General features: G+C 62.5%; 17 protein-coding genes and 2 pseudogenes. 5 read left to right on the top strand and 14 right to left on the bottom strand.

Annotated elements, in window-relative coordinates; genetic code table 11:
• Positions 1-160: 160 nt before the first annotated feature.
• From LOY70_RS01120 to LOY70_RS01110, 3 genes and pseudogenes are all read right to left on the bottom strand, one after another.
• Positions 161-3,207: pseudogene (locus tag LOY70_RS01120) on the bottom strand (efflux RND transporter permease subunit).
• Positions 3,204-4,268 (bottom strand): efflux RND transporter periplasmic adaptor subunit, encoded by a 1,065-nt coding sequence (locus tag LOY70_RS01115; protein WP_265032557.1) that lies wholly within the window; start codon positions 4,266-4,268, stop codon positions 3,204-3,206. Before LOY70_RS01115 ends, LOY70_RS01120 begins: the two are co-directional and overlap by 4 nt.
• Positions 4,265-5,368: an efflux RND transporter periplasmic adaptor subunit gene (locus LOY70_RS01110; RefSeq protein WP_265032555.1), complete on the bottom strand. Its 1,104-nt coding sequence runs from the start codon at positions 5,366-5,368 to the stop codon at positions 4,265-4,267. Before LOY70_RS01110 ends, LOY70_RS01115 begins: the two co-directional genes overlap by 4 nt.
• A gap of 145 nt (positions 5,369-5,513) precedes the next feature.
• Here LOY70_RS01110 and LOY70_RS01105 point away from each other — a divergent pair, with 145 nt between their 5' ends.
• On the top strand, positions 5,514-6,674 hold the full coding sequence (locus tag LOY70_RS01105) for an AAA family ATPase (protein ID WP_265032553.1): 1,161 nt from the start codon (positions 5,514-5,516) through the stop codon (positions 6,672-6,674).
• Between the two features lie 331 nt (positions 6,675-7,005).
• Here LOY70_RS01105 and LOY70_RS01100 read toward each other — a convergent pair whose 3' ends face one another.
• The 4 genes from LOY70_RS01100 to LOY70_RS01085 all read right to left on the bottom strand — a co-directional run bounded on the left by LOY70_RS01100 (position 7,006) and on the right by LOY70_RS01085 (position 10,008).
• Positions 7,006-7,788, bottom strand: a complete 783-nt coding sequence (locus LOY70_RS01100; RefSeq protein ID WP_123344725.1) for a MetQ/NlpA family ABC transporter substrate-binding protein — start codon at positions 7,786-7,788, stop codon at positions 7,006-7,008.
• A 194-nt stretch (positions 7,789-7,982) separates the two neighbouring features.
• Entirely contained in the window at positions 7,983-8,918 is a 936-nt protein-coding gene (locus LOY70_RS01095) for a sigma 54-interacting transcriptional regulator (protein ID WP_265032551.1), read from the bottom strand.
• A gap of 47 nt (positions 8,919-8,965) precedes the next feature.
• Complete coding sequence (locus LOY70_RS01090; RefSeq protein WP_109751875.1) at positions 8,966-9,547, bottom strand: alpha/beta hydrolase; 582 nt, start codon at positions 9,545-9,547, stop codon at positions 8,966-8,968.
• Positions 9,548-9,762: 215 nt separating this feature from the next.
• Positions 9,763-10,008, bottom strand: coding sequence for a DUF2789 domain-containing protein (locus LOY70_RS01085; protein ID WP_265032550.1), 246 nt, complete (start codon positions 10,006-10,008; stop codon positions 9,763-9,765).
• Positions 10,009-10,154: 146 nt separating this feature from the next.
• Between LOY70_RS01085 and LOY70_RS01080 the strand changes: the two genes are divergently transcribed.
• Complete coding sequence (locus LOY70_RS01080) at positions 10,155-10,676, top strand: NfeD family protein (protein ID WP_265032549.1); 522 nt, start codon at positions 10,155-10,157, stop codon at positions 10,674-10,676.
• 1 nt (position 10,677) lies between these two features.
• The gene (locus LOY70_RS01075) at positions 10,678-11,439 is read left to right on the top strand and encodes a slipin family protein (RefSeq protein ID WP_123414828.1); all 762 of its coding nucleotides are present in this window, start codon (positions 10,678-10,680) and stop codon (positions 11,437-11,439) included.
• Positions 11,440-11,558: 119 nt separating this feature from the next.
• On the opposite strand, the gene LOY70_RS01070 is transcribed toward LOY70_RS01075, so the two are convergent.
• The 5 genes and pseudogenes from LOY70_RS01070 to LOY70_RS01050 all read right to left on the bottom strand — a co-directional run bounded on the left by LOY70_RS01070 (position 11,559) and on the right by LOY70_RS01050 (position 22,099).
• A complete protein-coding gene (locus LOY70_RS01070) occupies positions 11,559-12,548 on the bottom strand; it encodes a sulfotransferase family protein (protein WP_265032548.1) in 990 nt (329 codons plus the stop codon).
• Positions 12,536-13,320, bottom strand: a pseudogene (locus LOY70_RS01065) (aspartyl/asparaginyl beta-hydroxylase domain-containing protein). The gene LOY70_RS01070 and the pseudogene LOY70_RS01065 overlap by 13 nt, the downstream one beginning before the upstream one ends.
• A gap of 12 nt (positions 13,321-13,332) precedes the next feature.
• Positions 13,333-14,844: a TolC family protein gene (locus tag LOY70_RS01060; protein ID WP_265032547.1), complete on the bottom strand. Its 1,512-nt coding sequence runs from the start codon at positions 14,842-14,844 to the stop codon at positions 13,333-13,335.
• Positions 14,845-14,885: 41 nt separating this feature from the next.
• Positions 14,886-21,203: an Ig-like domain-containing protein gene (locus LOY70_RS01055; RefSeq protein WP_265032546.1), complete on the bottom strand. Its 6,318-nt coding sequence runs from the start codon at positions 21,201-21,203 to the stop codon at positions 14,886-14,888.
• A 50-nt stretch (positions 21,204-21,253) separates the two neighbouring features.
• Positions 21,254-22,099: a sulfotransferase family protein gene (locus tag LOY70_RS01050; protein ID WP_265032545.1), complete on the bottom strand. Its 846-nt coding sequence runs from the start codon at positions 22,097-22,099 to the stop codon at positions 21,254-21,256.
• Positions 22,100-22,406: 307 nt separating this feature from the next.
• On the opposite strand from LOY70_RS01050, the gene LOY70_RS01045 reads away from it, so the two are divergent.
• Both LOY70_RS01045 and LOY70_RS01040 read left to right on the top strand, forming a co-directional pair.
• Entirely contained in the window at positions 22,407-22,994 is a 588-nt protein-coding gene (locus LOY70_RS01045) for a phage tail protein (RefSeq protein WP_265032544.1), read from the top strand.
• A 46-nt stretch (positions 22,995-23,040) separates the two neighbouring features.
• Positions 23,041-23,352 (top strand): DUF6916 family protein, encoded by a 312-nt coding sequence (locus tag LOY70_RS01040; RefSeq protein WP_265032543.1) that lies wholly within the window; start codon positions 23,041-23,043, stop codon positions 23,350-23,352.
• A 70-nt stretch (positions 23,353-23,422) separates the two neighbouring features.
• On the opposite strand, the gene LOY70_RS01035 is transcribed toward LOY70_RS01040, so the two are convergent.
• Both LOY70_RS01035 and LOY70_RS01030 read right to left on the bottom strand, forming a co-directional pair.
• Positions 23,423-23,914: a GNAT family N-acetyltransferase gene (locus tag LOY70_RS01035; RefSeq protein ID WP_265032542.1), complete on the bottom strand. Its 492-nt coding sequence runs from the start codon at positions 23,912-23,914 to the stop codon at positions 23,423-23,425.
• 9 nt (positions 23,915-23,923) lie between these two features.
• Positions 23,924-26,020, bottom strand: coding sequence for a biotin/lipoyl-binding protein (locus LOY70_RS01030; RefSeq protein WP_265032541.1), 2,097 nt, complete (start codon positions 26,018-26,020; stop codon positions 23,924-23,926).
• Position 26,021 lies beyond the last annotated feature (1 nt).

Genomic DNA, 26,021 nt, shown 5'->3' with positions numbered 1-26,021 from the left:
GGATTTATCCCCGCTGGGCTGCGCAGCAGCCCCCAAAAACAGCCAACACGGTATGTCAGGTTAATGGGGGTTGTCCTCTGAGGGGGCTGCTGAGCAGCCCAACGGGGATAAATCCCCTCGCCACAGGTTAACTCCCCTCACCAAAAGATTTGCCCAGGTTTCAATCACGCTTGGGCTCTCGGATCTTGTACCAGGCCACATACAACGCCGGGAGGAATAGCAGCGTCAGCAGGGTGGCGATGATGATTCCGCCGATCATCGCGTAGGCCATCGGCCCCCAGAACACTTCCCGCGCAATCGGGATCATCCCCAGGCTCGCCGCCGCCGCGGTGAGCAGGATCGGGCGGCGCCGGTGTTGGGTGGCTTCGACAACCGCATCCCAAGGCTCGTAGCCGTCCCGTTCATATTCATCGATCTGGGTTACCAGGATCACCGAGTTGCGGATGATGATGCCGATCAACGCGAGAATCCCAAGGATCGCCACGAAGCCCATGGGCGTGCCCGTCGGCACCAGCGCCAGCACCACGCCGATCAGCCCGAGGGGCGCGACGCTGGCCACCAGGAACAGTTTCTGCACGCTGTGCAACTGGATCATCAGGAAGGTCGCCATCAAGAACAGCATCAGCGGCACCACGCTGGCGATAGGCCCCTGGGCCTTGCTGCTCTCCTCCACCGTACCGCCGGTAGCGACCTTGTAGCCCACCGGCAGGCCAGCGGCGAACTTGTCGATCTGCGGCTGCAGTTGCTTCACCAGGTCCGTGGGCTGGATTTCATCGCGCACGGCGGCCTTGATGGTGATGGTCGGCTTGCGATCGCGACGCCATACCAGCGGCTGCTCCAATTCATAGCGCACCGTGGCGAACGCCAGCAGCGGAATCGAGGTACCGCTCGGCGTGACGATCTGCAGGTTCTGCAGGGTTTCCGGCGAACCGCGCTCGGCATCTTCAGCACGACCGACCACATCGATCAGGTAAATATCGTCGTTGACCTGGGTCACGGGCGAACCGCTGACGATGCTGTTCATCAACCTCGCCACGTCCTCGGAAGACAAGCCCAATTGCCGCGCTTTGTCTTGGGCGATGTCGATGCGCAGGACCTTGCCCGGCTCGTTCCAGTCGTAAATGATTTCGCCGATGTGCGAGTTCTTGTCCAGCTCGGTGGCCAGTTCGATGGCGTGCTTGCGCACCTGGTCGACGTCCTTGCCGCTGACCCGGTATTGGATCGGCCGGCCGACCGGCGGGCCCATTTCCAGGGCTTGCACGTAGCTGCCAATGCCGACGAAATCCTCGCGCAGACGCTTTTGCAGGCGTTCGGTGAGGGCCGTGCGCGACTCCAGTCCCTTGCTGACGATCACCAGTTGCGCGTAGTACGGGTTCTGCAGTTGCTGGTCCAGCGGCAGGTAGAAACGAATCGCGCCTTCGCCGATGTAGGTGCTCCAGCGCTCGATGTCCGGGTCGCCCTTGAGGGTTGCCTCCAGGCGGTCGACAGCCTTGCGGGTCTCATCCATCGAGGCGTTCTGCGGCAGGTTGAGGTCCACCAGGATTTCCGGTCGGTCCGACGATGGAAAAAACTGGTTTTGCACAAAGCGCATGCAAAACAGCGCCAGCACAAACAGCAATATCGTGATGCCGATGGCCCACCAGCGATTGCGCATTGCCCACAGCAGGCCGCCGTTGAAGGCCCGGCCGATACGTCCCGGCTCGGCGCTGTGGGGCTTCACGTTGGTGCTGAGGATGTGCACGCCAATCACCGGGGCGAACAGCACCGCGACGATCCACGACACCAGCATCGCCACCGCGATCACCGCGAACAGGGTAAAGGTGTACTCACCGGCGGAGCTGGCATTCAGGCCGATCGGCACGAAACCGGCCACGGTCACCAGGGTCCCGGTGAGCATCGGGAACGCCGTCGAGGTATAGGCGAAGGTCGCGGCCTGTTCCTTGGTTTCGCCTTTTTCCAGGCGCGTGACCATCATCTCCACGGTGATCATCGCGTCGTCCACCAGCAAACCGAGGGCGATGATCAACGCGCCGAGGGAGATCCGCTGCATGGTGATGCCGCTGTACTCCATGAACAAAAAGACCATCGCCAGCACCAGCGGAATCGAGCAGGCCACCACCAGCCCGGCCCGTACGCCAAGGCTGATGAAGCTGACCACCAGCACGATGATCACCGCCTCGAACAAGGCGCTGGTGAAGCCACCGACTGCCTCTTCCACCACTTCGGCCTGGTCCGACACGGTGTGCACATCGACGCCCACCGGCAGGTCGGTGGTCAGTTCGCTCATGCGCGCATGCAGCGCCTTGCCGAACTCCTGGATGTTGCCGCCCTTCTTCATGGCGATGGCAAGGCCAATGGCGGGCGTGCCGTTGAAGCGGAACATCGGCGTGGCGGGATCGGCGTAACCGCGGCGGATATCCGCGATGTCGGCCAGCCGATAGAACCGGTCGTTGAGTCGAAGGTTGACGTTGGCCAGGTCCTTTTCCGATTGGAATTGCCCCGACGTGCGCACGGAAATCCGCTCGGGCCCGGCGTCGATGACCCCGGCCGGGGTCACGGCATTCTGCGATTGCAGGCTCTGCACCACCTGGCGCTGGTCGATACCCAATGCGGCGAGCTTGCGGGTGGAGAAGTTCAGGTACAGCACTTCATCCTGCTCGCCCAGCATCTCGACCTTGCCCAGGCCGGGTACCTCGCGGATCTCGGCACGCACCTGTTCGACGTAGTCGCGTAACTGGCGCATCGACAGGCCGTCGCCCGTGAAGGCATACACCGAACCGTACACATCACCGAACTCGTCGTTGAACCCGGGCCCTTGCAGGCCTTGGGGGAAGTCGCCGCGAATGTCGTCGATCTTCTTGCGCACCTGGTACCAGATCTCGGGGATTTCCTTGGCCCCGGTGGTATCGCGCAGGTACACGAACACCGTCGATTCCCCGGTCGGGTATAGCTTTTGACGTAGTCGAGGGAGTCGAGCTCTTCGAGTTTTTTCTCGATGCGATCGGTCACCTGCTTGAGGGTTTCTTCCTGGGTCGCGCCCGGCCAGCGGGTCTGGATAATCATGGTCTTGATGGTGAACGAGGGGTCTTCTTCCCGCCCCAGGTTCATGTACGAAAACACCCCCATCAACAGGGCGACGAACATCAGGTACCACACGAACGACTGATGCCGCAGGGCCCACTCGGATAAGTTGAAAGGCCCTTTCATCGTGCATCCTCGTCGAGTTTCACTTTCTGCCCCGGCTTGAGGCTGTTCACGCCGGCGCTGACCACGCGGTCACCGGCCTTGACGCCGTTGGCCACCAGCACCGAGTCGGCCGAGCGCTCGAGAATCCGCACGTCGCGGGGGGAGACGGTCTGGGTTTGCGGATCGATGAGCCAGATCCGCACCTTGCCGTCGACCTCTTGCAGCGTACTGAGGGGCAGCTCGATGCGCGGCTCGATGGTCGAGCTGAGGGTCACGCCGATGGCTGTGCCCAGGCGCAAACCTGGCGGGGTATCGGTCAGTGTCAAACGCGCACGGCGCGTACGGGTAGCGCTCTGGGCCTGGGGCTCGATCTCGCGCACGGTGGCGGTGGTGTGGATCGCCGGGTCCAGTTGCGCGGCGACTTCGAACACCACGTCCGCGGGCAAACGCTCGGCCAGGCCGGCCGGCAGGTCGATTACCGCTTCCTTGATGTCGGGACGGGCCAGGGTCACCACTTGCTGGCCGGCGGTGACCACCTGCCCGGCTTCGGCACTCCAGGCCGAGACGACCGCATCGTGGTCGGCGCGCAGTTCGCTGTAAGTGAGCTGGTCGCGGGCCTGCTCCACCGAGGCCCGGGCCTGTTCGAGGGACGCGCCGGTGGTTTTCAGGTCTGTCTGGGCGATGTCCAGTTGTGCCTGGGCACCGACGCCACGGTCAAACAATTGCTGCTGGCGACGGGCATTGGCCTGGGCATTGATGTACTGCGCCTCGATCCGCGCCAGATCGCCCTGGGCCGCGCGCAACTGGTTCTGTTGATCGGTAGGATCGAGGGTGGCGAGCAAGTCGCCCTTCTTCACTTCGGCGCCGACATCGACGTTGCGACTGGAAATCCGCCCTGGCACGCGGAAACCCACGTTGCTCTCGTAACGAGCCTGGATGTTCCCGGCGAACCGCCCGAGGGCTTGTTGGTCGAGTGCCTGGACCTCAATGGATAACACCGGACGCACCGGCTCAGGCGGCGCTTCTTCCTTCGAGCAGGCCGCCAGCAGCAAACCGGCCGACACCATCCACAGACGCTTCATGGCTGAGCTCCCGCCGGTGGAGGCGTCGAGGTATTGTCGGCGATCTCGACGCGCACGCCGGGATGCAGCAATTGCCCACCGGCCGTGACGACTTTCTCGCCGCCCTTGAGCCCGTCGCTGATGATGACCTTGCCCGTCAGGTATCGGCCAACGGTCACGTTATGCAACTGCGCCTTGCCCTCGCCGTCCACCAGCCACACGGCCGGGTCGCTGAGATTTTTGGTCAGCGCCGACCAGGGCAGCTCCACAGCCATTTTGCCTGCGGACTTGGCCGTGGCACTGACCACCGAGCCCAGGCGCATCCCTTCGGGCAAATCGTCGAGGGTGACCTTGACCTGCACGGTGCCCGTCTCGGCGGACACCGCCGGGGTGATCTCGCGCACCGTACCAGTGGTCTTGATGGCCGGGTTGTCCAACAGGCTGATGACAATCGTCGGGTCCGATGGCGGTTCACGCAACAGCGACTCATAGATGTTGAACACCGCGTCGCGCTCACCGTCCCGGGCCAGGTTGAAGATCGGCTCCGTGGCCTGCACCACCTGGCCAACCTCAGCCTTGCGCGCCGTGATAATACCTGGCGCCTCGGCGACCAGGGCGGTGTAGCTCAGTTGTTCGCGGGCATTGGCCAATTGAGCCTGGGCAGCGCTCAGTGCGCTCTGGCTGCTGCGTAGCTGTGCCTGGGCCGCATCGTACTCACTCTGGCTGGTGTAGCCCTTGGGCAAGAGTTTTTGCTGGCGCAGGAAGGCCGCCGCACTTTGCTTGACCCGCGCCTGTTCGGCGGCCACCTGGGCTTCGGCGGAGTCGACGTTGGTCTGCAAGTCCCGAGGATCGAGCCGGGCCAGCACTTGCCTGGCCGAGACTCGGTCACCGACATCCACCTTGCGTTCGATGATCTTGCCGCCCACGCGAAACGACAGATCGGCCTGCACCCGCGCCTGGACATCGCCGGTCAGCGTCACCGATGCCGCGTACTCGGAGGGCATGGCTTGCTGCACGAACACCCGTGGAAAGGCTTTTTCCTCGGGCTTTTTATCACCGCATCCCGCCAGCAACGCGCACAGGCTCAGGCCAACGACAAGTTTGATTCGGGGACCCGCCATGCAGACTCCTTGTGTTGTACGGACGTGCCAGTGACGATACGACTGTGAGCTTAGAACAGGGTTCAACGCCAAGCACTGGATCGCCAAGAATCAAGTGCGCCGGCGAATCAGGCAAACTACCGATCCAGGCGGCAGGAAATCCCACATGCTTAAGACCCTCGCGGTAGCCAATTACCGCTCCATCAACAAACTGGTGATTCCCCTGGGTCGGCTGAACCTGATCACCGGCCCCAATGGCAGCGGCAAGTCCAATCTGTACCGTGCCCTGCGCCTGTTGGCGGAGACGGCACAGGGCGGCGTGGTCAACGCCCTGGCCCGCGAAGGCGGACTGGACTCGACCTTCTGGGCCGGGCCGGAAGAAATCAGCCGGCGTATGCGCAACGGCGAGGTACCTGTCCAGGGTCTCGTGCGTCAGGGCAGCAAACGCCTACGCCTGGGGTTTGCCGGTGAAGATTTCAGCTATTCGATTGCCCTCGGCCTGCCGGAGCCCAGCCGGTCAGCCTTTTCACTGGACCCGCAAATCAAGCGCGAATGCATCTGGGCCGGCCCGATCTTTCGGCCCTCCAGCCTGCTGGTGGACCGCAACGGGGCGATGATCCGTGCCCGCGAAGGCCGCTCCTGGGATGTATTGGCACAGCACACACCCAGCTTCGACAGCCTGTTCGACCAGGTTGGCAGCCTGCGCACTTCGCCAGAGGTGCTACAGATGCGCGAGTTCATTCGTCGCTGGCGCTTCTACGACCATTTTCGCAGCGACGCCGACGCCCCAGTGCGCCAACCGCAACTGGGCACTCGCACGCCAGTGCTGCACCACGACGGGCGCGACCTGGCCGCCGCCCTGCAAACCATCCTTGAAATCGGCGACGCTGAAGCCTTTCACGCGGCCATTGGCGACGCATTTCCAGGCGCCCGATTGCGCATCGAGGCACTGCAAGGCGGACGCTTCGCCATCGAGTTTTACCAGCAAGGCCTGCTGCGCCCACTGTCCGCCGCCGAACTGTCGGACGGAACCCTGCGCTATCTGTTGCTGGTGGCGGCCCTGCTCACCCCACGTCCCCCCTCGTTGATGGTGCTCAACGAACCGGAAACCAGCCTGCACCCGGATCTGCTGCCGGCCTTGGCGCGGTTGATCATCCGGGCATCAGTCAATTGCCAGGTCTGGGTGGTGTCCCACGCCACGCGGTTGATCGCCGCCTTGCAACAGGACGACGACTGCAATTGCATCCTTCTGGAAAAAGATCTGGGCCAGACCGGCATAGTGGGCCAGGGAATGCTGGATACGCCGGCCTGGAACTGGCCGGATTGATCGACGGTATTTGCAGGGGCTGTGTAAGAAGGCTATTTTTCCATGCGCTGTAGGAAGGGTCTTTTTTTCGACGGACCTCTCCCCGGAACCGCAGCTTATGGCCAGACTCCACGGCCCCATCACAAGGAAGATAAAAATGGCTGACGTGAAAGCCCCGCAATACCTCGATCCACAAGACCTCCTCAAACTGCTTGCAGCCCTGCGCCGTGCGTTAAAAAACAAGCCTGTCAGCGGCACCGTCCGGTGAGCACCGGGGCTTAGGCGTCGGCACAAAAAAACGCCGACGCTGGCCAAGCCGTCGGCGTTGTCACTTCAAACCTGTACCGTTCGATCAGAACGCCGGCAGTACCGCGCCGCTGTATTTCTTCTCGATGAAGGCCTTCACTTCCGGGCTGGTCAGGGCCTTGGCCAATTTCTGCATGGCCGGGCTGTCCTTGTTGTCCGGACGGGCCACCAGGAAGTTCACGTAAGGCGAATCCGAACCTTCGATCACCAACGCATCCTTGGCCGGATTGAGACCTGCTTCCAGGGCGTAGTTGGTGTTGATCATGTCCAGGTCGACCTGATCCAGCACGCGCGGCAGCATGGCCGATTCCAGTTCCTTGAACTTGAAGTTCTTCGGGTTCTTGGCGATGTCTTTCGGCGTGGCCAGGGCGTTTTTCGGGTCCTTGAGCTCGATCAGGCCAGCCTTTTGCAGCAGGATCAGGGCGCGACCGCTGTTGCTGCCTTCGTTAGGGATGGCAATGGTGGCGCCGTCTTTGAGCTCGGCCAGGCTTTTGACTTTCTTCGAGTAGCCACCGAACGGTTCGACATGGACGCCGATCACGGTCACCAGATGGGTGCCTTTGCCTTCGTTGAAGCTCTTGAGGTAGGGCAGGGTCTGGAAGTAGTTGGCGTCCAGACGCTTCTGATCAACCTGTACGTTGGGTTGGACGTAGTCGGTGAAGACCTTGATTTGCAGGTCCACGCCTTCCTTGGCCAGGGCCGGCTTGATCAACTCGAGGATCTCGGCGTGCGGCACCGGGGTGGCCGCCACCACCAGTTTTTCTGCGGCCTGGGCCAGGCCCGAGGTCAGGGCTGCCGCCAATGCGGTGAACAACAGAACCTTTTTCATGCAGTGTCCTTATGGAAAATCACTGTCGTCATGGACGACGGCCAAATGTGGGAGTGCCAGCGAAGTGCTATCGCTGGCGTGATGCGGACAATACCGATATTTTTTATGCCTTAACAATATCTTTTATTCAAGTTCTTATTCATTTTTCTCATATAGCTAACCACTCCTTCGCCACAATAGAAGTTCAGCCACACTTACAGCGTTGAGCCCAATCGACTGAGCAGTGCCTTGAGTGCGGCACGCTCACCTTCCGATCCGCCTGCAATGACCCGCGCCACTTGCTGCTCGATCAGCTCCGGCACTGAAGACTGGAGCGGCAAATTCAGATGCTCGGGTAAAATCTCGTCGCCAGTGCTCACCAACAACGCAAAGTGAATGATGTTTTCCAGCTCGCGGGTATTGCCCGGCCAACTGTGCCGTTCAAGGGCCTGTTGCGCCGCTTCGCTGATCTGCGGCACCGTCAGGCCAAGGCGCTGGGTGTAGATGCCCAGGAAGTACTCGGCCAGGGACAGGATATCGCCCACTCGCTCTCGCAGGGCCGGTAACTCAAGACGACCTTCACTGAGGTAATGATAAAGCCGCTCGTGAAATTTACCCGCCGCCACCGCTTGCGCCAGATCGATGCTGGTAGCCGCGACCAGTCGCACGTCCACGGGGCTGGGCTGGTGGGCGCCGACGCGGGTGACCTCATGGTTTTCCAGGGCCGCCAGCAATTTAATCTGGATCGGCAGCGGCAGGTCCCCGATCTCATCCAGGTACAGCGTGCCGCCATTGGCCGAGCCGAACCAACCGGCGCGGCTGCTGGCTGAACCGCTATGGCTGCCGGCGGCATAACCGAACAATTCGGCGTCGGCATAGGTCGGGCTGATAGCGCCGCAGTTGACCGACACGAACAATCCACCGCGATTGCTCTCGCGATGGATGTGGCGGGCCAGCAATTCCTTGCCGGTGCCGGTTTCGCCGCGTATCAGCACCGAGACCGAGCGCGGCGCCAGCTGCTCCAACTCCTGGCGCAACTGTCGCGAACGCGGGTCGACGAACACCAGCGCCTTGGCGCGAATGCTCAGGGGACTTTTTTCCGCATCGGGAAAGGTCAGCAACGGCTGACCGAAGGTTTCATGCAAGCTCATGGCAGACTCCCGTCCCAAACCGTCGGGAGACGGGAGGACGTTAAAATTCAGGCGCGACGCAGGGCGTGATGCTCCATGCGATTTTGCAGACGATAGAGATAAGCGAACCCCTGCTCCCAGCGCTGGTGGCCGGACTTCACATTGATATGCCCCGCCCCGGCCAGAATTCCGGCCTCGGCGCCCCAATTGCGCGCCAACTCCAAGGCACGTGGAGCGCTCACCGCAGCGTCGTTGTCCGAACTGACGACTTGGCTGGGGAACGGCAACAGGTCAGTGGGAATCGGTGCAAAGTTACGCAGTGCCGGGGCGCAGGCCGGCCGTTCCACATCCGCCGGCGCCACCAGCAGCGCCCCGCGCACCTGGCGCAGAAACTGTACCGGCGCAGTGGCGGCCCAATGGGCAACCGTGATGCAGCCCAGGCTATGGGCAATGAGAATGACCGGCGTGCTGTCGGCAGCAATGGCTTCGGCCAGCGCCGCGACCCAGTCTTCACGCCGGGGCGTCAACCAGTCGGCCTGCTCGACCCGCGCGCTATTGGGCAGGCTGTTCTGCCAGTGGGTTTGCCAATGATTTTCCGGCGATCCTTGCCAGCCTGGCACAATCAGGTAGCGAATCGATTCGTTGCGCATGGCTTGCTCTCCTGCGTGTCTGTTCCCGGACGAGTATAGGGAGGAGAGTTATATTGTTTAAGGAATAAGAAGCTATTTATTAATACCCATAAAGAATAAGAGATTGTCTTTATGTGAGAGCGTGCTTGCTCGCGATAGCTATTTGGCCGTCGCATCATTGTTGACTGACAAGCCACTATCGCGAGCAAGCTCGCTCCCACAGGGTATATCGCGCATCACTCGCCGCGCCCTTTCCTCAATAACACATTCAACTGGTCCACCACTTCCGCCCAGTCAGCGTCCTCGAGAATTTCTTCGCGCAGTAATTGCTGCTGGGCGGCGCTCCAGAAAAACGCATCCGCCAGATGCAGTTCGGGCTTGAGGGGGGAATGGGTGGCGATGAATTGGTCGATGCCGACGGCGTCATCCAGCAGGCCCAACTGTTTGAACAGCGCGGGAAGGCTGTGGATCGGGGATTCCATGCAAGACTCCTGGACATAAAAAGAGGGCTGGGACATTCCCGCAGTCTAGCCCCTTGATGACCGTCAGACTGATCAAAATTCAATCAACCTTCTGCTCGACTAGACTTTGGATAACATCCCGACGAATGCACGTTGCGGAGGATCCTGTGAACATTCACTGGTTGGCGGTGGCGCTGCTGGCTATCAGCGGGCCTGCGTTCGGCGCCGATGGCCTCGCGCTGCCAGCCGTCGATCCCATGGGTTTCTGGCTGATCGCCTTTGGCGTGGGCCTGCTGATCTTCGAAGCCGCCCTGCCCAATTATGGCGTCGCGGGGCTGGGCGGCATCGTCCTGTGTGTCATTGGCGCAGTGATCCTGACCAACACCGATGTGCCGGTTCCCCTGATGATCGGCCTGGGCCTGATCAGCGCGTTGCTGCTGATTGTCCTGTTGGTCCGCGCGCTGAAAACCCGACCACGCCAGCCCGTCAGCGGCGACGCCGCGCTAGTGGGCAACGTCACGGCGGTGACCGCGTTGCAGGCGGACAATCATCATGGCTGGGTCCAGCTGGAAGGCGAGCGCTGGCAGGTGGCAAGCGCAACGCCGATGCGACCTGGGCAGGCGGTGCGGGTCATCGCCCGCAAGGGTTTGCTGCTGGAAGTGGCCCCCGCTGATTCACAAGGAGTCTGAGATGGGTATGCAAATCGGTTTTACGATGCTGTTGTTGCTATTGATCGCGCTAGCGGCGTCGACATTCCGGATCCTGCGCGAATACGAACGCGCCGTGGTGTTCCAGCTCGGCCGATTCTGGCAGGTCAAAGGGCCAGGGCTGATCCTGCTGATTCCGGTGGTGCAGCAGATGATCCGCGTCGATCTGCGCACCATTGTGCTCGACGTGCCGCCACAAGACGTGATCACCCGCGACAACGTCTCGGTGAAAGTCAACGCAGTGCTGTATTTCCGTGTGCTCGATCCACAGAAGGCAATCATCCAGGTCGAGAACTTCCTCATGGCCACCAGCCAACTGGCCCAGACCACTTTGCGCGCGGTGCTCGGTAAACATGACCTGGACCAATTGCTCGCCGAGCGCGAGCAATTGAACGGGGACATCCAGCAAGTGCTCGACGCCCAGACGGATGCCTGGGGCATCAAAGTGGCGAACGTCGAGATCAAGCACGTGGACCTCAACGAATCCATGATCCGCGCCATCGCCCGCCAAGCCGAGGCCGAGCGCGAACGGCGGGCCAAGGTGATCCACGCCGAAGGCGAGTTGCAGGCCTCGGAAAAACTCATGCAGGCCGCCGAAATGCTCGGCCGCCAACCGGGCGCCATGCAGTTGCGCTACATGCAGACGTTGGGGTCGATTGCCGGGGACAAAAGCTCCACCATCGTCTTTCCTTTGCCGATCGAGTTGCTCAAGGGGATGGCGGAGTTGTCGCCCAACAAGCCTTGATGGGGTGATAACCATGAACTCAAGGCTATCTTTGTGGCGAGGGGATTTATCCCCGCTGGGTTGCGAAGCAGCCCCTGCCTGGTGACAACAAACAACCTGGCACACCGCGGGGCCAGATTTTAAGGCTGCTTCGCAGCCCATCGGGGATAAATCCCCTCGCCACAAGAGCGACCGCGTAGCGTCTCGAGTGCCTCGTAAGACCCCTGCGCCCAATACATCACCCGCTCCCGCAACAATGGCGAAGCCTCGCGGCGCTTGTCCTCGCTGTCGCCAGCAAACACCTGCATCGGCTGCTTGGCATGGTGCTCCACCCTGGCGAATGCTTGCCGGGCTTGCCCATCATCCAGGTCAAAGAACATCGCCAGCCTGCCCGCCATGGCCCCGGGCAGTTCGCTGTAGTTAACCGCCAGCCCGGCCAATGCCTGGCAATGCACCAACCCCACCTGCAACAGCCGCCCCAACCGTCGCGGGATGAAATCCTCCGGGTGGCTGAACGGCAACCCATCGTCCAGCACGCTCGCGCCAATCATCCCCGGGACCATGTGCATGCCAGGACGGCGCAGGTGGGAGACGGCGATTTCCAAGGGATCGCGGTACAGGAACAGCCAAGGCGTCTCAGGAAAACACTCTCGCAGCAGTGGCAGTTCACCGATGTTCCAGGCGTCGAGCTTGATCACCAACCGCTGCTCGACGCCTCGGCGACGTTGCCCATAGGCCGACATCAAACCCTTGAGCGCCCTGCAGCGTTCGGCGGGGGGCAGATCACTGCGCAGCAGAGCGTCCAGCGGCGGCGGTTCGGAGACGACGATGTGGTCATCCAGTTGTACAAGCATCTGGCTGATCAATGTCGAACCGCAGCGGGAGGCATGGAAGATGAACGCACTGGGTGCCAGGCCCGGGCTCTGTTGCTGCCATTGGCTGAGAGCGCTCAAGGGCGTCTGGCGACGGAACACTTGGTTGAAAGGCAAGCGCAAGGCGTCTTCTACGGCTTCGTTGAAGAACGGTTGCGACAACGCTGCATCACCGAACCAGCACCAATCGACCCGCCATTGCCCGGCCTCTCGCCAGACGCGGATCGGCAGCCAGCCATCCAGGTTCAAACCTTCCACTGGTCACGCCATTGCCGGCGACCGTTGCGCATCGCCGCCCGTATTGCTTCCTCGGTGAAATGCAGGCCTTGTTCGACACCCAGTGCGATGGCGCTTTCAATGAAAGCGTCCAGGTCATGCAGGCTCTGCAACGTTCGGGCGAGTTGCGGATCAGTTTCCACACACCGCTGAAAACGGCTGAAATCGCTTGGCCCGCCGCCAACTGCCGGTGTGGTGGGCAACCCATCGGAAATCTGCTGTTGCAACCATGGCCCTGGGCGGCAATCGAGCACCAGATGAATTCTCGACTCGGCACTGCGGTTATCGACACGATGGGGCCGCGACAAGTCGAGAAACCAGCACTCACCCGCGGCCATCGGAATGCGCTCCCCTCCAGCCAGAAATCCACTTGCGGCGGGCTGAGCAGCGGAATGTGCAGGCGCAGGTCGGCGTCTGCCCCGTCAAGGTCATAGTCGCGATGCTCGTGAATGCACCCACCTGGCCCGAGCCGAAGCAGCCGGGCCGAGACGATGTCCAGGGGCCAATCACGCAACGCTTCGCACCAACGCTGATCCGCTGACCAGGGCGCGCGCGGCACAGGCTGGCCGCGCCCAGGAGACAACTCGGTCAAGGCATCGGCCGCCGAAATCAGCGCCACGCCGCTCCAGTCGCCACTGTAATAGGCGCTGTTGAAATGCCCCTGCCAGCGCTCGTCTTCAACGGCGACCAGTGCCTGCAACAGCAACGGCAGGTTCACCGACACCGGCAGCCGGGAAAACGCCGGGCGCCTCATGCTGGCGGCCCGTTATTGGGCCACCGCCGCCGTCGGCACGACGATATCGCCCTGGGCCCAGGCGGCTTCGCGGTTGGCCAAGGCCGTGGCAATCGACTGCACTGCGGTCGATTGCACTTCATCGGGCAGCGGATCGAGGCCGGCGCTGGCGAAGATCTGGCCGTAGGCGTTGCGCAGGTCCGCATAGGACAGGTCCCGACGCAAATCGGCCTGCAGGGTGTTCAACTCGCCCTGGATCAGGTCCAGCTCGCCGATGCCGGCGGCCTGGTGACGGCTGCGCAGTTGACCGACGATTTGCCCATCGATGTCCGACAGTTGCTGGTTAGTCTTGAACTGACGCAGCGCCTCGCGATAGTTGGCATTGGCCACGTACAACTGCGCCAGCACGGCAATCGACATCGCCTGACGCCGCGCGGCCGCCACTTCTTCGCCTGCCTTGGCCACGTCGATGGCCGCCGGGGCGGAGATCACGTTGAACAGATTCCAGGTGACTTTCACGCCATAGTCCGCCCAGCCCTGCTCCACCAGGAACGAGTTGCTGTCGTAATGCCCGCCAGCGGAAAACTCCAGGCCCGGCAACAGGCGCAGCATGGCCTTGCGGGTTTCGGCGGCGGTGATGCGGGTCTGGTAATCCTGCTCACGCAACTCCGGACGGCTGGTCAGGGCTTCCTGTTCGAGGCGAGCCAGATCGACCTTGAGTTCGGGGATGTCGTACTCATCCTGGGTGGCCAGGGTCAAATCGGTGCCCAGGGGCAGGTTGATCAGGGTCGCCAACTCGGTCTTGGCCAGGGACAACGCCCGGCGCTGCTCTTCGAGCTGGCGGGTCGCCTGGATCAACGAGCGCTGGTAACCCAGGGCCTGCACCGGGTCACCGATGCGTTGTTCGCTCATGCTCTGGCTGTTGCCACGTGCCGCCTCGACCCGGGCCATCAGGCTGTCGATCTGCTTGAGCAGGCGCTCGGCGGCCATGGCGCGCCAGTAAGCCGAACGCACGTCCTGGACGATGGTGTTGATCACCTTGCGCCGACGCTCCTGCACGATCAGTCGCTGGTCTCCGGCCTGCTTGGCGCTGATGTAGCTGACACCGAAGTCGAGCACGTTCCAGACCATGGTCAGGTCGGCCACTTCGCGGTCGCGGTCCTGGGAGGTCGACGGTTCCAGGGATTGGGTGCCGGTTTCGACACTCTGGCTGCTGGAGGCGTTGACGTTGTTGCGGCCCACATAGCCGGCGTCCAGGGCCATGCGTGGCAGCATGTCGAAACTGGCCAGGTCCAACTGTCGCTTGGCCAGGGCCTCTTCCATGATTTTCAGACGGCCTTCGAGGTTGTACTTCACCGCACGGGCCATGGCTTGGTGCAAGGTCAGCGGACCACTGAGGGGCTCCTGATTCTTGTACATGTTCTGCAGGTCGGTCCGGGCGCGTTGCTCGCTGACGCTGCGCTCGATCGGCTCGCTGGTGATCGCACACCCGCTGACCATCAACGCCAGCACACTCACTGTGAATAACTTCTGACTTCTATTCATTCCCTGGATTGCCCCTGGCTGCCCAATGTTTTTTTGAGTTATCAGGCCTGCACTTGGCTGATGCCGACCTGTTGTAAAGCCATCGCCAGGCCGTCGACCTGACGTTGTTCAGTGTCTTTAAGCTGTTGCAACTGCTGACCCAGGGTGGGTGCGCCGAACATCCCGCGCAAGCCTTGGGACACGTCGCCACCCTGCATCGACTGGCTGCCGAAGGTATCCATCGATTCGCCTTCAGAACCGAAGTCCTGGCTGAAGAGCCCCGCCACGGTGCTACTGCCGAACACCCCGCCATCGCCACCGCCAAAGCCGAGGAAGCCTTGGCCGGAACCATCGCCTGCGGCGTCGGTGCTGAATACCTGGGCGATATAGCTCGGCGCCAGTTCCCCACGGTTGATGAAAATGTCGCCTATTGGCCGCAGGCCACCGCCCACATCCCGCTGTTCAAACAGCGGTGGGAAGCCCAGCGGCGAACCGAGATCGCCCGTTGGCGGCGTGAAGACGATCGGCTGCAACGGAACGTCCGAAGGCGCAATGACCGTCACAGGGTCCGAGGTCAGGAATTCCGGCGGCGGCTTCACATCGTTGGGCACCACGGTGTCGATCGCATAATTGTTGGACACTGCCACGCTGGCCCCGGCGTTCCCGGACAGGTCGCTGACGTTGCTGATGTCCAGGGCAATGAAATTGCTCGGGTCGGTGAGATTCACCGTCGGGGTGAACGTCGCTGTCCAGGTCCTGCCGCCGTCGCTGGTGGTCAGGTTAGTCAGCTCGCCGTTGGTGACGCTGATGTCCGACAGGTCGAAATCGGTCACCGCTTCGTTGAAGGTGAAGGTCACCTGGGTCGTCTCACCCACGCTCAGGTTCGGGTCAGCGACCACGATGGTCGCGCTCGGCCGCGTAGCGTCGAGGGCGTAGTTGGCGGAGATCGCAATGCCCGCGCCGGCATTGCCGGCAATGTCCTGCACAGTGCTGGCGTCGAGCAGGATCAGGTTGGTGGCGTCGTTGACACCCGCCGTCGGCGTCAAGGTTGCCGTCCAGGTCAGGCCACCATCGCTGCTGGCGAGGTTGGACAACACACCGTTGGCGACGCTGAGATCCGACAGGTCGAAACCGGACACCGCCTCAGTGAAGCTGATGGTCACCGTGGTGCTTTGGCCAATACCCAGCGTGGTATCGCCCACTGTAATGGTGGCGCCGGGGCGCAGCGTGTCGACCGCGTAATTGTTTGAGTCCACCACGCCGATGCCGTTGTTGCCCGAAGCGTTGACCACCCCGCTGGTGTCCAGGCTGATCAGGTTGCTGGTGTCCGTGACGTTGCTGGCCGGGGTGAAGGTGGCCGTCCAGGTCACGCCACCATCGGTGGACGAAACATTGCTCAACGTGCCATTGCTGATGCTCAAGTCGGCGTTGTCGAACCCACTGACCGCTTCGGAGAAAGTGATGGTGACCAGCGAGGTTTCCCCCACCTTGAGGGCACTATCGGCCACCACGACCGTGGCGGTCGGCACCCGCGTCTCGACCGTGTAGTTGGCCGAATCGGTAGTCCCCGTCCCGGCGTTGCCCGCCGCGTCGCTGACGCCGGTGTTGTCCAGGATGATCAGGTTGGTGGCATCGGTCACGCCCAGGTCCGGCGTGAAAGTGGCGGTCCAGGTCAGGCCTCCGTCGCTGCTGCTGACGGCGCTCAAGGTGCCGTTGGCCACGCTCAGGTCAGCGTTGCTGAAGCCGGTCACCGCCTCGGAGAAGGTGATGGTCACCTGGGCGGTTTCACCCGGTTTCAATTGCGAGTCGCTCAGCACAATGCTGGCGGTCGGACGCTGGGTGTCGATGCTGTAGTTGTTCGAGTCGGTAGTGCCTACGTTGGCGTTGCCCGCCGTATCGACGATGGCGCCGCTATTGAGGGTGATCAGGTTACTGCTGTCAGCGATGCCAGCACTCGGGGTGAAGGTCGCGGTGAAGGTGATGTTGTCGCTGGTGCTCAGCCCACTCAAGGAACCATTGGCAACGATCAGGTCGGCCAGGGAAAAGCCGGTCACGGCCTCGGAGAAGGTAATGGTCACCAACGAGGTTTCGCCAGCGGCAATGGCCGTGTCGGCCACGACGATGGTCGCGGTGGGACGCACGGTGTCGACCACGTAGTTGTTGGAATCGGTGGTGCCGACACCCGCGTTGCCCGCGCCGTTGATCAGGCCGGTATTATCCAGCGTGATGACGTTGCTGGTATCGGAAATGCTGGCGCTTGGCGTGAACGTAGCCGTCCAGGTGACGCCGCCATCAGTGCTGCTCATGGTGCTGAGCGTGCCATTGCTGACAGTCAGGTCCGAATTGTCGAAACCGCTGACCGCAGCGTTGAACGTCACAGTGACCAATGTCGTCTCGCCGATGCCCAGCGTGCTGTCGGCAATCACGATGGTCGCCGTCGGCACGTTGGTGTCGACCTGGTAGTTGTTGGAGTTGGTGGTGCCGGTGCCCGTATTACCGGCCGCATCGCTGACGCCGGTGTTGTTCAGGGTGATGACGTTGGAGGTGTCGCTGACCCCAAGAGCCGGGGTGAACGTAGCCGTCCAGGTGATGCCCCCGTCGCTGCTGCTGACCGCACTCAGCGTACCGTTGGCCACGCTCAGGTCCGAATTGTCGAAACCACTGACCGCCTCGGAGAACGTAATGGTGACCAGTGAGGTTTCGCCGACGCTCAGCGCGTTGTCGGCAACCACGATGGTCGCGGTGGGGCGCAGCGTGTCGACGACGTAGTTGTTGGAGTCGGTGGTGCCGCTGCCGGCATTGCCCGCACCGTCCACCACGCCCGTGTTATTCAGCGTGATCAGGTTGGTGGCATCGCTGGTGCCGACGCTCGGGGTGAAGGTCGCGGTGTAGGTGATGTTGTCGCTGGTGCTCAGCCCGCTCAAGCTACCGTTGGCGACCGTCAGGTCAGCCAGGGTGAAGCCGGTCACCGCCTCGTTGAAGGTGATGGTCACCACCGAGGTTTCGCCCAGGGCGACGGCGGTATCGGCAACGACGACCGTGGCGGTGGGGCGCGCGGTATCGATGGCGTAGTTGTTGGAGTCGGTGGTACCGCTGCCGGCGTTGCCGGCGGCGTCTGCCACGCCGGTGTTATCCAGGGTGATCAGGTTGGTGGCGTCGCTGGTGCTGGCGCTCGGGGTCAGTGTCGCGGTCCAGGTGATACCGCCGTCGCTTGTGCTCAGCCCGGTCAGGGTGCCGTTGGCGACCGTCAGGTCGGCGGTGGTGAAGCCGGTCACCGCTTCGCTGAAGGTAATGGTCACCAGGGACGTTTCGCCGATTCTCAAGGCGTTGTCGGCGACGACGATGGTCGCGGTCGGGCGCGCGGTGTCGACGGCATAGTTGTTGGAACTGGTGGTGCCGGTGCCAGCGTTGCCGGCCGCGTCCAGTACGCCGGTATTGGCCAGGACAATCAGGTTGGTGGCGTCCGTGGTGCTGGCGCTTGGGGTGAGCGTCGCGGTCCAGGTGATGCCACCGTCGCTGCTGCTTAGTCCGCTCAGAGAACCGCTGGCAACGGTCAGGTCGGCCAAGGTGAAACCCGTCACCGCCTCGCTGAAGGTAATCGTCACCAGGGAGGTTTCACCGATATTCAGGGCGTTGTCGGCCACCACGATCGTCGCGGTCGGGCGCAGGGTGTCGATGGCGTAGTTGTTCGAGTCGGTGGTGCCGGTACCGACGTTGCCGGACAGGTCGGCAACGCCGCTGTTGTTCAGCACCACCAGATTGGTGGTGTCGGTGATAGCGGCGTCGGGTGTCAGGGTTGCGGTCCAGGTGATACCACCGTCGCTGGTGCTCAGCCCGGTAACTACACCGTTGGCCACCGTCAGGTCTGCGACGGTGAAACCGCTCACCGCCTCGTTGAAGGTAATGGTCACCAAGGACGTTTCACCGGCGCTCAGCGTCGTGTCGGCAACCACGATAGTGGCCGTCGGGCGCAGGGTGTCGATAGCGTAGTTGTTGGAGTTGGTGGTGCCGACACCGGCATTGCCACTCAGGTCCGCGACACCGGTATTGTTCAGCACCACCAGATTGCTGGTATCGGTGACAGCGGCGTCGGGTGTCAGGGTTGCTGTCCAGGTGATACCGCCGTCACTGCTGCTCAGGCCGCTGAGGGTGCCGTTGGCCACCGTCAGGTCAGCCGTGGTCAACCCGCTGACCGCCTCGGAGAAGGTGATGGTCACCAGTGAGGTTTCACCGCTCCTGAGGGCCGTGTCAGATACCACGATGGACGCCGTCGGTGCCACGGTGTCGTTGACCACGTAATTGTTCGAATCGGTGGTGCCCACGCCAGCGTTACCGGCGAGGTCCGCCACACCGGTGTTGTTCAAGGTAATGATGTTGGTGGTATCGGCGATATTGCTTGCCGCCGTCAACGTACCGGTCCAGGTGACGCCGCCGTCGCCGCTGGTCAGCGTGCCGATGGTGCCGTTCTGCACGGTCAGGTCCGCCGCGGTCAGTCCCGTGACTGCCTCGGAGAAGGTAATGGTTACCTGCGACGTAGCGCCGGAATTCAGGTTGGTGTTGGCCACCACGACAGTCGCGGTGGGCGGCGTTTCGTCCGGCACATAGTTGGTATTGATGGTGCCGCCGTCGCCATAGACGTTGGCCACCGAACTCGGCGAGACACCTGCCGTGCCGGCACTCGTTCCACCAGTGCCGCTGCCGCCGACGTTGCCGGCCAGGGCCGCGAAGTTGGCCGCGGTAATCAGGATCGAACCCTTGTTCCAGATAGCACCGACACCCACGCCACCGGCACCGCCCGCCTGGGTGTAGCCACCACCGGCACCGCCGCCACCGCCACCACCGCCCGCCCCGATGTTGTTGGAGATGACCGAGTTACCGATGATCCGCAGGGTTGCGCCCGTGTCGTTGTAGATACCGCCAACCGCGCCACCGCCGGCACCACCGATGTCGTTATAGCCGTCGCCACCACCGCCGCCGCCGATGGACAACCCACCGCTGCTGGCCGTGCCACCGGAGGAACCGGTGCTGTAGCCGGCATAGACAGCGCCGCCGGTACCGCCGGTCGCGGAGCCGCCACGGCCACCGATGTTGAAGAAGCCGCCCCCGGCACCGCCCTGGTTGGCCGAGCCGTTGGAGCCTGAGGAGTTGAGCGTATCGCCGCCACGCCCGCCGATCCCGCCACCGAGCGCGCCACCACCGCCGCCGCCACCACCTGCGTATTCCGGCGTCACACCACCGCCGCCGCCACCGCCCGCCGCCACGTTAGCCGTGACCGTGACGTTACGCAGGGTCAAGGTACCCGCATTGTTGATCCCGCCGCCCTTGGCCACCAGCGCATCGTCACCACCGTTACCGCCGTTGCCCGACACAACGCCGCGGGTAATCACCAAGCCATCGAGGGTGGCCGTGGTGCCGGCCGTCACGTTGATCACCTGGGTGCGGAACTGCCCGTCCAGGGTGACATCGGCGACATTGTCGTTGTTGAGGTCACCGTCGATCGTGATGTTCTTGTTCACCACCAGCACCTGGGTCAAGGCGACGGTCATGCTGCTGTTGAAGGTAACGATATCGCCGTTCTGGGCGGAAGCCAGGGCGGCGCGCAGGGAGCCCACGCCGGAATTGGCATTGTTGGTGGCGGTCCAGGTGGCCAGGCCCCACTGGTACTCACTCATGGCACTAGACGACAGCACGTTGGCGCTTTCGATGTTGCCGGTGGCGATTTCCAGGTCCCAGTCACCGCCCAGGCCCGTGCGGTCGTTCGACGCGGCCACGTCACGGCCGGTCAACTGCGCCAATGAATCCACCAGACTCAGGCCACGCTCGCCTTCGGCGGTGTAGCAGCCGTAGATCAGGATATCGCCACCGGCATTCATGTCCTGGCCGATCTGCGCCAGCACTTCGCTGCGGGCCTGGACGTTGTCCGCCGACAGGTAGCTGTTGCCCAGCCACAAATCACCCGCGTTACCGTGGGCGATGATTTGCACCGAGCTGACGCCCTGGTGGGTGTCCAGGTAATCGGCGATCTGTTGCAGGCCGTCCTTGGTGGCATCCAGTTGCACCACCTGGGTCCCGGGCGCCACGCCTTCGAGCAGGTTGGCGGAATCCTTGACCCGGGAATCGACGAACACCACGGATTTGCCCTGAACGGCAGCCTGGGTGGCATCGATCTGGCCCTGGGGTGCATGGGTGTCGGCAGGCTGATCGGCAGTCGGGGTCTTGGCTGCCTCGGCCGTGGGATGAGCGTCCGGCTGCGCGGCATCGGCCACGGTGGCGGCCACCGCGCCGTCGAACAGCATTCGCGGCTCCAGGGACATGATCATTGGCGATGCCAGGGCCTGTGCGCCCTCGGTTACCCGCGATTTGCCTTTGCTCCACCACATGACGATCACCTGGACTCGAACTTCTTGAACGCAAATGAAAAAAACCGCAATCAGCTGATCGCGGCGTCGGCTTTCATACGAATGACATTGGCGGCGCTCGCGGACCCATCGCGCCAGAACGACAACTCGGCATACTTTTCAAATAGGTCCGGCGGCAGCAGGGTGCGCCGGGCTTGCGGCGCGACCTTGGGCTTGACCTTGTGCAGGCCGGCGACACCCAGGGCCTGGTCGAAGGCCGGTGCGTCGTAGGTCAAGTGATTGAAATCGTGTTCGAACCAGGGCTCGCCGATGAACTCGTACACCAGCCGCATGACCCGCTCCGGGGCCTGGCTCAGCAGGTCGTAGTCAACGATCAGCAGCGACTCGGCGTGCTCGCCGTAATACGCCTCTTTGAGCGCCGTCCAGGCAAGCCCCACCAGGCGATTGCGCTGGGCCAGGGTTTCACAGCGGCTGTAGACGGTGTTGCGCTCGTCATCGTCGTTGAACAGCTTGGTGTTCTCGAACGGATTGGCGCGGTACAGGCGTTCGAGGCTGTCGAGCACCCAGGCGACATTGCGCACGCAAGCGATGGTCTTGGCCTGGGGAAACAGGTCCTGCAAGGCAGGCAGGCGCGCGCACCATTGGCGGTTGGTATCGAAAATGACCGGTTTATCGGCTTTGTCGGCGTAATAGGAATCGAAGAGCCCGCGTAACAGGCGCCGGCGCAGGTCGGTGTCGATCACCGAACCAAATTCGCTGCCGGCGCTGCATTGCTGCAGGACACTGCTGAACAGTGAACCTACGGGGCTGGTCATGCCGGCATGGAAGCGGGGGTTCTGCAGCAAAATCGCAGAAAGCAGGGTCGAGCCTGAGCGCGGTAAACCAGAGATAAAGTGAAACTGCGGCAATTCCTTCACCTTTTTTATATTCCCTTTGTATCGCGAAGCGTAGCCGAGGAAACAAACGGCGCCTAGTAGTACTTTGATATCAAACTCATCAGATTCTGTAAAAAAGATGGACGGTAGGCGTCGCCCATTTACCTGAATCGATTAAGCCAAACGGCAACATTTTTCAACGCTTCTGGCCCGGCAGAATTAATCATCCCGGTCTACGCTCAGCCGTGCGTGACCAGGCCAGGGAGTGACGAAGTCGGACTGATCGCAATCCTCTCCCTTGGACCCTACCGGCAGTACCCAATCAACAATCTGAAGGGATGAGGATTCTATGGAAGTATTTATGGGCACCATCCAACCGTTTGCCTTTAACTTCGCCCCCAATGGCTGGGCGCTGTGCTACGGGCAGACTCTCGGCATCTCCCAATACCAGGCGCTATTCTCCCTGCTCGGCACGTACTACGGAGGCAACGGCACGACCAACTTCATGCTCCCCAACCTGCAAGGTCGCCTGCCCTTGGGACAAGGCAACGGCCTGAACTTGACTCCGCGCGTCATCGGCGAAGTCTCCGGCACCGAAAATGTCACCGCAACGATCAACAACCTGCCCGCCCACACTCACACTCTGGCGGGGCTCACCGCCTCGACCACCCTGCAACTGGCGAACCCGGCCAGCAACCCGGTGAATACGCCGACAGCCACCAATTCATTCATCGGCACCTCAGGCACCGGGCCTGGCTCGGCGGCGATTTATTCCGACCAGATCGGCGCCTCACCGGTGCCGGTCAAGGGCGTGAGCACGAGCATCGACGGCACGATTTCCCCCGCAGGCAACGGCTTGCCAATGGCGATCATGAACCCGTTCCTGGCGGTCAACTTCAGCGTCGCCTTGAACGGTCTCTTCCCGTCCCGTAACTGATGAACCGCCGGAGGGCTACGGTCCTCCGGCCTTTTGGAGTGTCGACATGCTGCAACAGGTTCATAGCCGTCATTTCCAACCGCTGCTGGGCCAGACCAGCAGCCTGACCTTGCCCGACGGCAGTTGCCTGCCCGTGCGGTTCGAGTCCCTTGAGGAAACACCACGGGCGAAGATGCCGAACGCTGAGCGCATGCCGTTCAGCGTTGAGTTCAACAGCCTGGAAAGCACCGAGTTCGTGGATGGGTTGTGTGCGCTGGAATTGCCCGATCTGGGGCGGATCGAGGAAGTGTTCGTGTCACGGATACCACCCATGGGACGGGATCCGACGCTGGGGTACTTCTACATTGCATTTAACTAAAGACTGATAACCCCTTGTGGGAGCGAGCTTGCTCGCTCCCACATTGAACAGGTGGCAAGTCAGGCACTGTTCAGCTCCATTTCGGATACCAGACCAACCGCTCCGCAGCCGGGTTGCTTTCCTGCACTTCGAAACCCAGTGCCAGGTAGTGCCGGCGTGCATGGGGATTGCTGGTCCAGACCACGGTCGCCACCGGGCAGCGGATCTGTTGCGCGGCTTTTTGCACCCCTTGCAGCACCGCCCGGCCATAACCTTGCCCGCGCGCCTGAGGGATGAAAGCCAGGTACAGCACGCGAATTTCATTAGGGCCGAAATCCGTGCTCAAGGCGCCGATCGCGGTGCCGAGTTTTTCCACCACGTAATGCATGGCGTCGGGAAAGCTCTCGCCCAACCCTTGCTCCTGCACCTGGAACTGCTGGGCAATCACCTGCTGCACCTGCTCAGTCTCGCCGTCGATCCATTGCAGATCTGGCCGCGCCGCCTGGTAAAGGCTCTGCAAGAACGGACCATCGCTGACCCGCGATGGACGCACCACCAATCCCTCTGCCGCCACTGAATCCATGCTCACTCCTTAGAACCCGCTTTCCCTGACACCCAACGCCGCCAACCGCCGCCAGGCTGCTCCCAACACCGACTCGCCCTGCCCCTGCAACACCACCACGCCACGCAGCGGTTGCACCGGAGCGGACGTGTCGTCCACCGCGCTCAGGCGCACACCGTATTGGGCCTGCACCGGCTCGGCCCGTTGCTGCGAATCACGGCGCACGGCAATCGGCCCATGGTGATCGGACGTCAACGCCTGCTGTTCGACCCAGGCCACGCCGTTGGTATCGATTTCATTCAACTGCACGGCAATCGACGGGTGCATCGGATCGTCAGCGATGAACCGTCCCGTGGCACCAGCCCCGACTCGCCACAGCTCGGCTTCGGTCAGGTACCCACGCAGTCGTGAATCAGTCTGCACCACCCGCGCCAGCGGTTGTGTGGGCGATAACCAACGCCCCACCGATAATTGCGGCAGCAGGTCGCGCACCTGGCCGGCATGGGGCGCCCGCAACAACAGGCGTTCACGCTGGGCGACCAGGCCCCGGTATTCGGCCACCGCTTCGGCCAATTGCTGCTCGACGATGCCGGCATCGGCGGCGGTTTCGCTGCGCCCGGCCTGACGACGCATCTGCAGCTGCTGGATCTCGATCTCCCGGCGCACGATGGCCAGGCGCGAGGCCATGTCCGGCGATTCCAGTTCAATCAATACATCGCCCTGGGCCACGGTCTGGCCGTCGTGCACATTCACCTGCTTGACCCGTGCCGCCACGGGCGCATGCAAGGCACTGGCCCGCCCGGCCTCGAGCATGGCCGGCACTTCCACCGCACTGCGCCAGGGCAACAGCAACGCCAACAGCAACGCCAGCAACACCAGGCCGCTCAGGAGCATCCGCCCACCGCGGGCTTGCTCACGGCGGCTCCACCATTGTCGCCACTCATTCACGATGGGCATAAAAATAAACCACACCAATTCCACCATCATCAGAAAAATGCCCAGCACCTTGAAGAACAGGTGATAGACCGCCAGGGCAATCCCCAGGAACAGCGCCGCCCGCCACAACCAGGCGCCGTATCCCCACACCAGCAAGCGGCGACGCATCTTCGGCGACCAGGGTTCCGGCGCCGCCGCGCCATAACCGAACAAGGCTTCGCGCAGGCGCCAGCGGCACAGGGCGAACGCACGCCCCTGCAGGTTATCCACCGCCCAGAAATCACTGAGCAGGAAATACCCGTCAAAACGCATGAAAGGGTTCAAATTGATGATCAGCGTGGTGATCCAGGTGGCGCTGGCCAGCATGAACGCCGCGGTGCGTGCCGGCCCATCGGGCAGCAGCGACCAGGCCAGCAGCGCGATGCACGCCAGCAGCAATTCGGCCAGGACTCCGCCGGCACCGATCAGCAACCGTGCCCGACGATCATTGATCCGCCAGGCATCGCTCACGTCGGTGTAGAACATCGGCAACAGCACCATGAACGCCACGCCCATGCTTTGCACACGACAACCGGCGCGCTTGGCCATGAAGGCATGGCCGAACTCATGGCACAGCTTGGCAAAGAACAACGCCGTCCCGAAGGCCAGCGCACCGCCCAGGCTGAACAGGTGCGGAAACGTCGCGATGAAGCGCTGCCAGTCCCGCGACACCAGGAAGATGCCGAGGCCCAGGGTCAGCGGCAAGCCATAGCGCAGGATGCCGGGGCCGAAGCGCGCGAAACAGGGCCAGGCCCGGTTGAGAAAGGCATCCGGGCGCCACAGCGGAATGCGGAAAAACAGATATTGATGCAGCAGGATCTGCCACCAGCTCTGGCGCTGGGCGGCCGTCTTGAACTGATAGCTGTCGCGCTGTTGCGGATCCATCGCGCTGATCAAATCGTGGCCGCGCAAAAAACCCAGCAACTGCTCCAGCGACTCACCATTGAGCGGCAACCCCGGTTCACGGTTCGCGGCTTGCAACACCTGCTTCGGATCGCCCAGGGACCAGTGCCGCAGCATGCGCATCGCCGCCGCGCCGAGCTTGAAATAACGTCCGCGCACCGGATCGGCCAGGGTCCATTGGGGCGAACCGTCCGGGTCTGGCGCCGCCGGGGACAATTGCAGGTCCGGCCGCAGGCTCGGCAGGCTCACG

The organism is Pseudomonas sp. B21-054, assembly GCF_026016345.1.
Taxonomy (GTDB): domain Bacteria; phylum Pseudomonadota; class Gammaproteobacteria; order Pseudomonadales; family Pseudomonadaceae; genus Aquipseudomonas.
Note: the sequence above shows the minus strand (reverse complement) of the source record. Positions and strands in the feature narration are given on the sequence as shown.